At 48.6% G+C, this 13456-nt stretch carries 12 protein-coding genes; all 12 read left to right on the top strand.

What is annotated here, in order from left to right; translation table 11 throughout:
- Nucleotides 1-52 precede the first annotated feature (52 nt).
- The 12 genes from ACYVK4_RS24020 to ACYVK4_RS23965 all read left to right on the top strand — a co-directional run bounded on the left by ACYVK4_RS24020 (nucleotide 53) and on the right by ACYVK4_RS23965 (nucleotide 13406).
- Entirely contained in the window at nucleotides 53-589 is a 537-nt protein-coding gene (locus ACYVK4_RS24020; RefSeq protein WP_461130110.1) for an ExbD/TolR family protein, read from the top strand.
- A 4-nt stretch (nucleotides 590-593) separates the two neighbouring features.
- The gene (locus ACYVK4_RS24015) at nucleotides 594-1418 is read left to right on the top strand and encodes an energy transducer TonB (RefSeq protein WP_461130109.1); all 825 of its coding nucleotides are present in this window, start codon (nucleotides 594-596) and stop codon (nucleotides 1416-1418) included.
- Between the two features lie 5 nt (nucleotides 1419-1423).
- Nucleotides 1424-1645, top strand: coding sequence for a hypothetical protein (locus tag ACYVK4_RS24010; RefSeq protein WP_461130108.1), 222 nt, complete (start codon nucleotides 1424-1426; stop codon nucleotides 1643-1645).
- Entirely contained in the window at nucleotides 1638-2579 is a 942-nt protein-coding gene (locus tag ACYVK4_RS24005) for a PstS family phosphate ABC transporter substrate-binding protein (RefSeq protein ID WP_461130107.1), read from the top strand. Before ACYVK4_RS24010 ends, ACYVK4_RS24005 begins: the two co-directional genes overlap by 8 nt.
- A 90-nt stretch (nucleotides 2580-2669) precedes the next feature.
- Complete coding sequence (locus ACYVK4_RS24000; RefSeq protein WP_461130106.1) at nucleotides 2670-4439, top strand: tetratricopeptide repeat protein; 1770 nt, start codon at nucleotides 2670-2672, stop codon at nucleotides 4437-4439.
- A 170-nt stretch (nucleotides 4440-4609) separates the two neighbouring features.
- Entirely contained in the window at nucleotides 4610-5206 is a 597-nt protein-coding gene (locus ACYVK4_RS23995; RefSeq protein WP_461130105.1) for an adenylate kinase, read from the top strand.
- Nucleotides 5207-5215: 9 nt separating this feature from the next.
- Nucleotides 5216-6220 (top strand): GTPase ObgE, encoded by a 1005-nt coding sequence (gene obgE / locus ACYVK4_RS23990; protein ID WP_461130104.1) that lies wholly within the window; start codon nucleotides 5216-5218, stop codon nucleotides 6218-6220.
- Nucleotides 6221-6279: 59 nt separating this feature from the next.
- Entirely contained in the window at nucleotides 6280-9249 is a 2970-nt protein-coding gene (locus ACYVK4_RS23985) for a sialate O-acetylesterase (protein WP_461130103.1), read from the top strand.
- Nucleotides 9250-9431: 182 nt separating this feature from the next.
- A complete protein-coding gene (locus ACYVK4_RS23980; RefSeq protein ID WP_461130102.1) occupies nucleotides 9432-11615 on the top strand; it encodes a T9SS type A sorting domain-containing protein in 2184 nt (727 codons plus the stop codon).
- Nucleotides 11616-11820: 205 nt separating this feature from the next.
- The gene (locus tag ACYVK4_RS23975) at nucleotides 11821-12192 is read left to right on the top strand and encodes an NADH-quinone oxidoreductase subunit A (protein WP_461130101.1); all 372 of its coding nucleotides are present in this window, start codon (nucleotides 11821-11823) and stop codon (nucleotides 12190-12192) included.
- Nucleotides 12193-12270: 78 nt separating this feature from the next.
- Nucleotides 12271-12816 (top strand): NADH-quinone oxidoreductase subunit B, encoded by a 546-nt coding sequence (locus tag ACYVK4_RS23970; RefSeq protein WP_461130100.1) that lies wholly within the window; start codon nucleotides 12271-12273, stop codon nucleotides 12814-12816.
- Between the two features lie 89 nt (nucleotides 12817-12905).
- Nucleotides 12906-13406: an NADH-quinone oxidoreductase subunit C gene (locus ACYVK4_RS23965; RefSeq protein ID WP_461130099.1), complete on the top strand. Its 501-nt coding sequence runs from the start codon at nucleotides 12906-12908 to the stop codon at nucleotides 13404-13406.
- Nucleotides 13407-13456 lie beyond the last annotated feature (50 nt).

The following is a 13456-nucleotide window of genomic DNA, read 5'->3' as shown; positions in this document are numbered from 1 at the left end:
GTAGCGATTGCACCTATAGTTGATTTTCACCACGCGAATCTGTTAAGAAAACATGGCAGAAATTAATACCGGCGGTGGTGGTGGTAAACATGATGGTGGTAAGGTACGGTCAAAGAAAGCGTCGACCCGGGTGGATATGACCCCCATGGTAGACCTCGGATTTCTCCTGATTACCTTCTTCATTTTGGCCACCACACTGAGCAAACCATCTTCGATGACGCTCAACGTGCCGGATAAAACACTAAAAGAAGAAACGGAGCCTATTAAGGCTTCCAACGTAATGACCGTCTTTTTGGGTAAAGACAACAAAGCCTACTACATTTTTGGTAAGGCTGCGGGCGAAGACCCAGAATTAAAGACCGTCGGTTACGGCTACGAATTTCGTCAGGCTCTCCAGGAGAACGTGAAGAAAGTAGGTGGCGAAAAGTTTGTTGTGGTTATCAAACCAACAAAACTATCGACCTACAAAAACATGGTTGACGTTCTGGATGAAATGGCGATTACGAAACTGAAGCGGTATGCCCTCGTGGACGCACTGACTCCGGATGAAGTAAAGCTCCTCAAAGACAAAGCAAAATTAGACGTATAACACCATGGCAGAAGTAAACCCCCAGGCAACACTCGATGATATCGTGTTTGCCAACCGGAACCAAGCGTATGGTGCCTATGATCTGCGGAAGTCATACCCTAAAACTGTAACCAGAGCCCTCATTATTGGTGGCGTCCTGTTTACATTGGGTGTATTGACGCCAACGATTATAACTGCGTTGACGCCGGAAGCAAAGGAAGTGTCTATGACGGAGGTGGACTTGATGAAACTCCCACCACCGCCCATCGACCCGAACGAGCCCCCACCACCGCCACCACCACCGGTCGAATTGCCGAAGGTGAACACGGTGAAATTCCTTCCGCCGGAAGTAAAGCCGGATGAGGAAGTACCCGAAGAAACGCCACCACCAGCCGTGGAGGAACTGAAGGAAGCCGTAGCTGCTGAAAAAACGCAGGAAGGTGATCCAAACGCTGAAGAAGTAATTGCTGCTCCTGAAGCATCAGCCGCCCCAACGAAAGTGGAAGTTGCCGTTGAAGCTGCCCCAAAAGAAGAAGAAATCTTTACGGTGGTAGAACAACAGCCAGAGTTTAGTGGTGGTATGGCCGCTCTGGGTCAGTACCTAAGCAAAAACCTGCGCTACCCGGCAGCCGCTCAACGAGCCAACGTTTCAGGACGTGTATTCGTAAGCTTCGTTGTCAACACCGATGGCAGTATCCAGGACGTTCAAGTCCTGAAAGGCCTTGGCTTTGGAACGGATGAAGAAGCACAACGCGTAGTGAAAGGTATGCCGAAATGGCGTCCTGGAAAACAATCCGGTCGGCCAGTGCGGGTTAAGTACAACTTACCTATCAACTTCACGCTGGAATAAAACCTATGCGCGGACAGAATCGAGGTCCAGCGAAGTTAACACTGTACATTGCAGTACTGGCTTCGCTGGCATACTTGGGAGGAGGCATCGGACTGATAGCCTCCTCTCAGTCTTTTGGGGTACTCCCGGAGCCGGGCTTACTACGGTATAGCATGGGGGCACTACTGGTCATTTATGGAGCGTTTCGAGCGTACAGGGCTTACCTGCGTTTTCAGGAAAATGAGTAAACTACTTTTAAGTATCGCGGGAGTACTAGGCCTATTGGCCGGCCTCTTGAGCTGCGGGGATGGGAAGCCCCCGCTCGACAATCCATCTCGCGGAGAAATTGTTGTGGCAGCCGATGAATCCTTCCAGCCATTGGTTACCCAGCTAACCTCGGCTTACTCAGGAATTTACCCGGACGCCCATTTCAAGGTTGTTTTCAAACCCGAGCAGGAAGCTATCAATATGATGCTTCAGGATAGTGCACGGCTGGTTTTCACCACACGCACCCTCAATCCCAATGAACGGGCTATCCTGGACCAGCGTAAGATAAAGGGAGCAACCGAAAAAATCGCTACGGATGGAGTTGCCTTGATCATCAACATGGCCAATACGGACAGCCTTATTACGATGGCTGAGTTGCAAAATATTTTTGATGGAAAAACAACCCAGTGGGGCCAGCTGAAAGGAGGCAATCAGACCAGTCCGATCACACTGGTATTCGACAATAACAATTCCAGCAATCTGGAGTTTGTATTAAAAACTTTTAATGTAAAGGACGTAAAGCGCTTGCGAATATTCACAACGCGCTCGAACCGGGAAGTCATTGATTTTGTTCGTAAAAACCCATCGGCAATAGGATTCATTGGCGTTAACTGGATTAGTGATGGCGATGAACCGCTTTCGGTGGAACTGGCCAGAGACCTGCACGTGATGGGTGTATCGAGTAAGGTAAACCCAACCAAGCGCGATGACTATTTTCAGCCGTTTCAGGAAGATTTAGGCATGCAGCGTTATCCATTACGGCGTCCGGTCTATATATTGAGCCGCGAAACCCATCCGGGCTTAGGTGGTGGATTAATTAATTATATTGCCAGAGATGCTGGTTCGTTAATCATCCGTAAATTAGGCCTTTGGCCAAGAATTCCGTATGATCGCATCATAAATCTGACCAAATAAATAAGTTTTTTAAGCTTAACCGCAATTTTTTAGTTTTGTCAATTGTTTTATAAGCATTAACCAATTTCCCTAATTTCCAACTTGAATTACATGATGAACAACCAGAAGCAATCGCTGATGACCATCCTGTTCGTTGGGGCGACTATGACGGCCCCGCTAATGGCGCAGGACGTCCAAACGGCCTTGAAAGATGTAGAGGCTGAGCGATATAACAAGGCGGGGCAAACGCTAACGCAGTTGGCCACCAGCTCGCCGACGGCTGACAATCAGTTTTACCTGGGCTATTATTATCTGAGAAGCGGACAGCTGGATAAAGCAAAAGCAACCTTTGAGAAAGGAGCCGCTGCTGACGCAAAAAATCAATTGAACAACATTGGTTTGGCTGGGGTAGCGCTGGCAAAAGGTGATGGAGCTACGGCCAAAGGCTTAATTGATAATGCTGTTGCACAAACGAAAAGTAAGAACCAGGATGTTCTGATTCGTGGTGCCGAAATGTACACCTTATCTGACCAGCCAAAGCAGAATGACCCGGCAGCAGCTCTCAGCCTGCTCACCGTTGCTGACGAGAAAGATAAGAAGAACGAAAACGCCGAAATCGAAATGCTGATGGGCGATGCGTACTTCCTGAAAAATGATGGTGGTAATGCCATCACGAAGTATGAAAACGCCCTGGCGATCAACCCCAGCCTTGCCGAAGCCAACTATAAAATTGGTCGTCTGTACCTGCGGGGTAAAAACTACCAGAAAGCACAGGACTTCTTCAAACTGGCCATCCAGGGCGATCCTGAATTTGCCCCTACGTATCGTGCATATGCCGATGCACTGGCAAGCTCACGGGCTTATAAGGCTGCTGCGTCAAACTACGAACTGTATGTTCAGAAAAGTGGCACCACTGATCCTGAGATGCTCCTTGATGTAGCTCGTTATAAATTCCTGGCACAGGATTACCAGGGTGCTATTGCCTATCTGGACCAGCTGAAAGGGAAAATCAACAACCCGATCATTGACCGGATGTATGGCTGGGCCTATACAGCCCTGGGCAAAAACAACGAAGCTATTGAGTCACTGAATCGGTTTATCTCGACTGCTCCTCAAAAGGTGATGGTTGACGATATCAAATATCTTGGTCGCGCTCAGTCTCAACTGGGAACACCAGAAGGTGACTCGTTGAGCATCGTTAACCTGGAGAAGGCTGCGCCAATGGATACGACCGAGAACCTGTATCGTGAGATTGCTAAAAAATATTACGATACAAAGCGGTACGATAAAGCAGCTACTTACTACGCCAAAACCATTGCCAACGATAAGAAGCCACAGAATAACGATTTCCTATGGTTGGGCCTGTCGAGTTACCAGTTTGCGCCACGCGTAGGTCGTGACAGCACGGTAGCGGCTATGGATACAGCGCAGATCCGAGTGGTAAAACAGCAGTATTACTTGAAAGCTGACTCTGCTTTTTCCCAAATGGCATCACGGATTGAAGCCGATGGCAAAAAATACCCGCTCGCTTACTATTATCGTGCTGGTTCTAACTACTACGCTTATCCTAAAGAACAGGAAAAAGCTGCCGAGTTGGCAACACCACTCTATGAAAAGTTCATTGAGCAGGCGCTTAATCCAGACCCAACAGACAAAACGGATTACAAGCGTTACTTGATAACATCATATAAGGCACTGGCAGGGTTTGCTCTCCTGAAGAAAGACGACGCCAAAGCTAAAGAGTACTTCGACAAAGTGCTGGCGCTCGACCCGAACGACGAAAGTGTGAAAAAAGCGCTGGAAGGTCCGAAGGCCGCTCCGGCACCTACAAAGGCGGCTCCCAAAGCTGCCCCGGCGAAAAAGAAAGCAGCCGCTAAATAATTGAATTTTCGGATTGGTACTGAAAAGCGTAGGTTTGATACCTACGCTTTTTTTTTAGATAATAAAAACTAGTGACAGTCAGTGAATACAGTTCATATTCTCAGCGGGTATTGTAACTTTGCGGGCGCAATTTTTTGACTGACCTATTCTGACACTCCCTTATAAGCCGTATGCTTAATCTTGTACTGTTTGGCCCTCCTGGGGCAGGAAAAGGAACCCAAAGTGAATATTTGATAAAAAAGTATAACCTGGTTCATTTGTCCACCGGTGACCTGCTCCGGTCACAAATTGCGGCCGGTACCGAGCTGGGCTTGCGGGCAAAACAACTCATGGATCAGGGGTTACTGGTGCCGGATGAAGTTGTCATCGGCATGATCGAAAGCAAATTGCAGGAAAATAAAGCGGTTGCAGAAACATCTATTGGGGGCTTTATTTTTGACGGATTTCCTCGTACGGTACCGCAAGCTGTGGCTTTAGATGAACTTTTGAGTCAACATGGTACCAAAATAACCATCATGATCGCGCTGGTGGTTGATAGTGAAGAGCTAACACGACGGTTGTTATTGCGAGGGCAGACGTCCGGCCGCCCTGATGACCAAAATGAGGAACTAATCCGAAGACGGGTTAGAGAGTATAATGAAAAGACGGCTCCCGTTGCTGACTATTATAGTCAACAGGAGAAATTCGCAGCCATTGACGGCATCGGTGAGATTGACACGATTTTCAAAGAAATCTGTCATCAAATCGATGAGGCAGTCGGGCGGTAACTATTAATTATGGCTTCATCGAACTTTATAGATTACGTAAAAATAAATTGCCGCTCAGGTGCGGGTGGCGCAGGATCTGTTCACTTCCGACGGGAAAAACATACCCCTAAGGGTGGTCCGGACGGTGGTGACGGCGGACGGGGCGGCCACATCATCCTGCGTGGTAATTCACAGTTGTGGACACTTCTGCATTTAAAATACCGAAAGCACGTTAAAGCCGGCAATGGCGTTGCCGGTGAAGGCGGCAGACGGTCGGGCGCTCAGGGAGAAGATGTTATTTTAGAAGTCCCTCTGGGCACCATCGCCCGCAATCCCGACACGAGTGAAAAAATAGCTGAAATCACCGAAGAAGGTCAGGAGATCATTTTATTCCCCGGCGGACGGGGTGGTATGGGTAACGACCACTTCAAAACACCTACCCAACAGGCTCCTGATTATGCCCAGCCCGGCGAGCCGGGTTGCGAAGAGTGGGTAGTGCTGGAATTAAAATTGCTGGCGGATGTGGGTCTGGTGGGATTCCCAAACGCTGGAAAATCAACGCTGTTATCCGTCCTATCGGCTGCCCGCCCCGAAATTGCTGACTATCCCTTTACAACCCTTGTACCCAATTTAGGGGTCGTAGCCTACAGAGACTACAAGTCATTCGTAATGGCTGATATTCCGGGGATCATTGAAGGAGCTTCTCAAGGGAAAGGGTTAGGCTTGCGCTTTCTACGTCATATTGAACGGAACTCGATATTATTATTCCTGATTCCGGCTACCTCTGAGAACATACGCCAGGAGTACAATACTCTTCTGAATGAACTGCGCGAATTTAATCCTGAGTTGATGGATAAAACCCGCTTGTTAGCCATTACAAAAATGGATCTTGTTGATGAAGAAACCCGCCAGAAAATAGGAGACGACTTACCTAAGAAAGTACCCGTTACCTATATTTCGGCGGTTGGTCAGCAAGGTCTGGATGCACTAAAAGATAGTATCTGGCAACATCTGACAAGTATAGAGCCAGTCTGAGAATACCCATATCGTTAACTACCAATTGGTCCTATTGGCTAATTGCTCCATTATTGACTATGAAACACTTCTCCGTAACACTGGGTACGGCCTTAATTTTATTGCTTCCGTTTTTAGCAGTAGCTCAGATTCAGGTTTCGTTCCCAACTAGCCGGGCGGTTCTTCAGCGTAATAATGCGAACCAGGCCACATTCCGTGTAACAGGTTACTACACGGCATCGATAACCCGAGTCGAAGCACGCTTGCAGGCTCGCGACGGGCAGGGTTCTTCAACCGACTGGCGAACTATCCAGACCAGTCCGGCAGGTGGCGTGTTTGCCGGAGATCTTACCGGATCAGGAGGTTGGTACAATCTCGACGTCCGGGGCATGAATGGAGATCAACAAGTTGGCAATGTAACGACGATCGAGCGCGTTGGTATTGGCGAGGTATTTATCATAGCGGGTCAATCGAATGCGCAGGGTATACACCAGTCTGCACCAAATCCATTAAATGATCGGGTCAATTGCGTAAATTACCGTTACCCAGATAATGGATTTCCAAATGATCCACCCGTTCCGGTATTCACACAACTCGATAATTCAAACGACTTTACCATAGCGCCAAGAGGGGTTGGAAGCTGGTGTTGGGGCCAATTGGGCGACATTCTGGTTAAGCGTTTAAATGTTCCCATCATGTTTTTCAACGCTGCATTTACGGGTACATTCATCCGTAACTGGCGCGACAGTGCTCCGGAAGGTGGCGTTGCTTACGGAATTGGCGGAGCTTATTCGGCCCGTCAGCCCTACATTAACCTAAAGCTTGCTTTACAGTTTTACGCTAAAACGCTTGGCCTCCGAGCTGTTCTCTGGCAACAGGGCGAAGCCGATAACCTACTTAATACCGAAAGAGATCAGTATGTCAGCGATTTGCAGTTTGTGATTGCTCAGGCCCGGCGCGACATGAATCAAAACATGCCCTGGGTAGTTGCCCGTGCCAGTTACGGCGATTTTATTGGCGGAAGCGATCCCGCTATCATTGCCGCTCAGAATCTTACGATCAGCTCTACCGCCAACGTATTTGCCGGGCCAGCCACTGATTTTATTCAGGTGCCACGACAACGAGCGCCCCTTTTCGATTTTAATGGTGTGCATTTTGACTTCGATGGCCTTATCGAAGTCGCCAATGCCTGGGGAAACAGCCTGAACGATTCATTTTTTCAGAATGCAACCCCTATAAGCGGCACGCCTGCTCCCACACTTTCCGTTGCCTGCGCGGGCAATAATAACCTAAGCATAAGTGTCAATGGAACATTTGCCTCCGTGCAGTGGGAATCAGGCGAATCGGGCAACTCGATCACTAAAGGAGCTGGTATTTACAGAGCTAAAGTGAAAGATGGCTTAGGAAATACCTTCTACACCGGTCAGGTGCGTGTTTCGGATGCGCCAGTTGCGGTTGTCGTTGATAATCGCCCCCCTTCGGTCTGCATTGGAAGCAGCCTGGCTTTAACAACCAACTACGATAACATAAGCTGGATCAATCAGCAAACTAATGCTACCGTATCGACTTCAAGGACATTTTCCACAACGTCAGCAGGTGCTTATTTCGTCCGTTATCGGGATATAAGCGGTTGTGAGTTTGCATCAAGTGCGCTAAATGTTACGGTCAACCCTCTGCCCAGCACACCCATTATATTTAATGACAAAGCAACTACGTTTTGTCAGGGTGATAATACACTCCTGCGTGCCAGCGCAGACAATATTCAGTATAACTGGAGCGATGGTCAGAAAAGTAAAGTGATTAGCGTGGGTAATTCGGGGTCTTATTTTGTAACGGTAACGGATCAAAACGGGTGTACCTCGGCTCAATCCAATGTAATCGTTGTGACGGCGAATCCCGTTCCGGCCAAACCCGTCATTTCGGCCAGTGGGCCCACCACCTTCTGCGCAGACCGAAACATTACCCTAACGGCTCCTCAGGATGTCGCGTACCAGTGGACCAGCGGTCAAACCAGCCAAAGTATTACGCTTAATCAATCGGGGAATTTTGCCGTACGGGTTAGCAATCAGTATGGCTGCTCCTCAGTGCCGTCTGATGTTGTCAGCATTATCGTAAACCCATTACCACCAGTGCCTTCCATTACGGCCAGTGGAACCACCACATTTTGTGATGGCAATCGGGTAACGCTCAATGCAACGAGCCCAATAAACGTTGTCTGGTCGAGTGGGCAGGAGGACAAAAGTATTGTTGTGACCACGTCAGGTAATTATGCGGTTCAGGCTAAGGACGGCAATGGCTGTCTGTCACCTTATTCACCAGTAATAACGGTGAAGGTCAATCCGTTACCGGCAACGCCCACAATACTGGCCAATCCTTCTGCGGTTATCTGCCAGGGCGACCGGGCTACCCTGCGTGTTGACGGGCCTTACACCGTATTCTGGAGCACAGGCGATTCAACCCAGCGCATCACAACGGGGGCGGCAGGTACCTATACCGCTAGGGTCCGCGATGTTAACGGATGTGTATCAGCACAGGCAGGTACAGTAACCGTTGAACTAAGGCCTCTTCCCCCAGCTCCCACCATAAACCTCATTGGTACTTATACGCTTCAGGCAGTAAGTTCTACCAACGGTACTGTATTTCGCTGGCGTTTAGGCACCGATTCACTGGCCGCGCAAACGTCGATCATTAAAGCCAGCCAGCCGGGCGTCTACACCGCCCGTGCCTCAATCATTTATTCCCCAACGTTAACGTGTTTTTCTTTGCCATCGGCTCCGCTCACATTTACCGTCGACTTAAGTAATAAAGGGCTAAGTATCTACCCAAACCCAAATCCAGACAAAATAATAACGCTGGAAACACAGGCCAACCTGACCAACGCTGTCATAACAGTTTACACACTGGGTGGGCAAACAGCCCTGACCTCGTCAGTTCCCGCATTTGATGAACGCAAACAACTTGTTCTGACCGGTCTGCCCTCGGGTTTTTACATTATACGGGTTCAGTCTGCAGATTTCGATGTTTCCAAACGAATTCTGATTGGATTGTAATATTAATTACATAATGGCCGTTTAATCATAGAAATTAGCTTTATTTTTGCACTTTATCGGGAAAGCATTCTGTCTTTTTATTCCTCCGGTCAAAATGAAGAACGAGTTAGCTTTTGCCGCGGCATGAGGCTATTAACGATCTATGGCAGTAGCGTATACAAGAGGTTATTGAAAAACAAAAGATGAAGAAACATTATTTTCTAGTAAGCTTGTTCATATTTAGTCTGATAGCCGCAGGTACACGGGTATTAGCTCAGAATACGAGTCAGGTTTTAAAAATTACCTATCCCGAAAGACGGGCCATTTTCCAGCGCGAAAATGACAATACCAGTACAATTTATTTATCAGGGAGCCTCTACCAGCCAGTTGATAGCGTTCAGGCTCGTCTGCAAATTGAAGAAAACGGTCAAGGCACGAGTACCAACTGGGTTACAATTCAGCGTAACCCCAAAGGAGGCATCTTTCAGGGTGCTTTACGAGGACGGGGTGGCTGGTACCGACTGGAAGTGCAGGCTTTTGTTGGCGGGAAAGTAGCCAGCTCCGATGTCGTTCGTAAGGTTGGTATCGGTGAAGTATTTATCATTACCGGTCAGTCAAACGCACAGGGCTTTCAAAACTTTGGTGCTGTTGGCGCTACCGATGACCGGGTAAACTGCGTTACATTCGACAATACGAAAGCCAATTCGCTGGGCGATCCACCAGCACCTTCTTTCCAGCAATTGACCGCCACTTCGCTCATTGGTCCCCGGGGACAGAGTGCGTGGTGCTGGGGTTACCTGGGCGATTTGATCGTTAAGCAGTATAATGTGCCGGTTCTGTTCATTAATACGGCCTGGGAAGGAACCAGTATTCAAAACTGGCGGGAAAGCTCACTCGGCCTGACCACCAAAAATATATTTGCCCTTGGAACACCCGATGAGAACTTCCCGAAGGGAATGCCTTACGGGAATCTGATAACGGCCTTACATTACTACTGTTCACTTCAGGGATTACGGGCCGTGTTGTGGCAACAGGGGGAGTATGATAACTTCCCGCTGCACTCAACCAGAAAAGATTACGCCGACAATATGCAGTTTCTCGTCAACAAAACCAGATCTGATACCGATAGGTATCCAGCCTGGGTACTGGCGCGATCGTCTTATTTCAATGGCTCCACCAGCGAAGATGTCATTCAGGCTCAGAACGACGTCATAAACACCTACAACAACAACGTTTTTGCCGGCCCATTCCTAGACAACCTGATGATTCCACGTTTTGATCAGGTTCACTTTGGCAATCGTGCAACCAATAATCCGGGCGACAAAGGGCTTAATGATCTGGGACAAGCCTGGTTTAATAGTTTGAATCCGGTGTTCTTTTCCAGCTCACGACCACTGCCACCACTGCCACAGCCAAGCATTAGTGTAGCCTGTTCACCCGCCAGCAACAGCCTGGCCGTTAGTTTGCCTAATCTGTATAAATCTTATAACTGGAGTTCGGGACAGGCCACACAAAGTATATCCATCACCCAGCCGGGTATTTACCGAGCCACGTTGAAGGACGGTTTTGGAAACACATTCCTGTCGCCCGCTCTTGAGGTACAAAGCCCGATTCTACCCGCAGCGCCAACAGCCTCACTGGCCAGCCAGCCGGGCCGGGTAATCGATAGCCAGCAGCAAGTCTGTGCCGATTCCAGCCTGGCCCTGATTGCCAACACATCGGCCAACAGCACCGGCGTTTGGAGCTTAAGTACAACCAGTACACTTGGCAAGACCATTACACTGAATAAAGCAGGAACCTATACATTACAGGCAGTGAATGCATACGGTTGTGTGTCGACTCAATCGGCCACCATCAATCTGACAGTTCGCCCCAAAGTTCCGGTACCTAGTGTTGAACAGATTGGTGCCTATAGCCTACAGGCGGTTTTACCAACGCCAACAGGTGGTCAACCGGATTTATTCGACTGGCGCCGTGGATCAGCCGAGGTCATTCCCCAAAATAGCGCGGTTGTGAAAGTAATTGTTTCGGCCAACTATTCGGCACGGACAAAAACAACCTATCCGCTTGCCAATGGAACGAGCCTGACCTGCTATTCAGATTTCAGCGTCCCCAAAGCGTTTACATTTGACCGATCGAATGGTGGTTTGAGCATTTACCCCAACCCATCGGCCTCGGGTATCGTCACGATTGAAACCATTGAAGACTTACAGAACGCTGACATCAGCTTGTTTACCCTGACCGGGCAACAGCTCTTTACCACGAAGGTACCTTCGCTCAATGAACGGAAGGCCATCGACGTTTCAGGACTGGCTCAGGGTGTTTACTTAATCCGCGTCCGGTCAGCGGGATTCGATATATCCCGACGTGTGATTATCAACCGATAGACCGCTTGATCTGACTTGTTGACCGAAGCCCCTTTCCGCAAAAGGGGCTTCGGCTGTTTTACACCGGTAAGCCACGTGAGCAGGTTGATAAAACAACAGTTGTCACGTATCTTTGAAAGATAGTGGGCAGAACGCGCGTGCGTAAGTAAATGGGCTTATTGGTTTTATACTTACCTTTGCGCCGAATCCAATCAACTCTACTTATATGAACGCAACTTACCTCCCGGCCGATTATTTGCCGGTACTGATACAATTGGGTTTGGCACTTGGTTTCATCGTGACAACGATGATCGTTACCCATAACATTGGTCCCAAACGCAACAGCCAGAAAAAGGACGATCCGTTTGAATGTGGGATTCCGGTTCAGGGTGACGCACGGACGCCAATCTCCATCAAATACTTTTTGATTGCTATTCTATTCGTTCTATTCGATGTGGAGGTAATCTTTCTGTATCCCTGGGCCGTTAATTTTAAAGGATTAGGCATGACAGGATTTATTGAAATGGTTCTGTTTATGGGTCTACTTCTGGCTGGTTTCTACTACGTTATCCGAAAGGGAGTGCTGAAGTGGGAATAAGCTTTTAAATGAATTTTCGAACATATTTATTCGTTGTTACAGTAAGCAATTACAACCGCAACGGCGGACCGTATTATTATGGCAACAGATATTAAGCTGGCTGAAGGCCCCGCAAGTTATGATGGCCCGGGTTTCTCGGCCACGTCATTCGATAAAATTATCGGTTTGGCCCGGGCAAATTCGCTCTGGCCTTTACCCTTTGCTACATCCTGCTGCGGCATCGAGTTCATGTCGACCATGGCTTCACACTACGACCTGGCACGTTTCGGGTCCGAGCGGCCCAGCTTCTCTCCGCGTCAGGCCGATATGCTGCTTGTTGCCGGTACCATTGCAAAAAAAATGGGGCCGATCGTGAAGCAGGTGTATCTGCAAATGGCCGAGCCACGCTGGGTCATCGCCATTGGTGCCTGCGCTTCGAGTGGTGGTATTTTCGATACATACAGCGTTTTGCAGGGTATTGATCGTATCATTCCCGTTGATGTGTACGTTCCCGGCTGCCCACCCCGTCCCGAACAGATTCTCGATGGCGTTATGCAACTACAGGAACTGGCTAAAAACGAGTCGCTGCGTCGTCGCAACACCGAAGAATATCAGCACTTGCTGAACTCATATAGTATTCAATAACAGCAGACAAGCGGGTGAATGAAAGGCAGCCTTTCATTCACCTGTTTGTTACGGCCCGGCGCTCCGGCTAACTCATTCACTCCCTGACAATGCTGACCAACGAAGAAGTTGCGCAGATCATAATTAACCAGTTTGGCGAAACCGTTACGGACTTCGACGATCCGTATGATTTACTGACGTGCTCGACCAGCCGGGATCAGATTTTCCCGCTCATCAAGTTTCTGAAAGAGCATCCAACCCTCAATATTGGCTTTTTGACCGATGTTACGGCCATCCACTATCCGGATTCCTCAGGGAAAGAGTTCTGTGTCGTTTATCACCTGCATAGTTTGCCGAATAATTTCCGGATACGGGTTAAGGTCTATCTCACAACGGAAGACCTACACATTCCGACCTTGATTCCGCTGTATGCCGGTGCCAACTGGATGGAGCGCGAAACCTTCGATCTCTTCGGTATCATTTTCGATGGTCATCCCGACCTGCGCCGGATACTGAACATGGAGGAAATGGATTACCACCCGATGCGCAAGGAGTATCCGCTTGAAGATGCAACCCGGGAAGATAAGATTGACGCATTGTTTGGACGATAAACACTTGTGAAAGAGCGAATGAGTTAACGGGCAGAGTTACCCTCCTGTTT

It is taken from the genome of Spirosoma aerophilum, from assembly GCF_054782495.1.
This window is presented reverse-complemented; position numbering and strand designations above follow the sequence as displayed.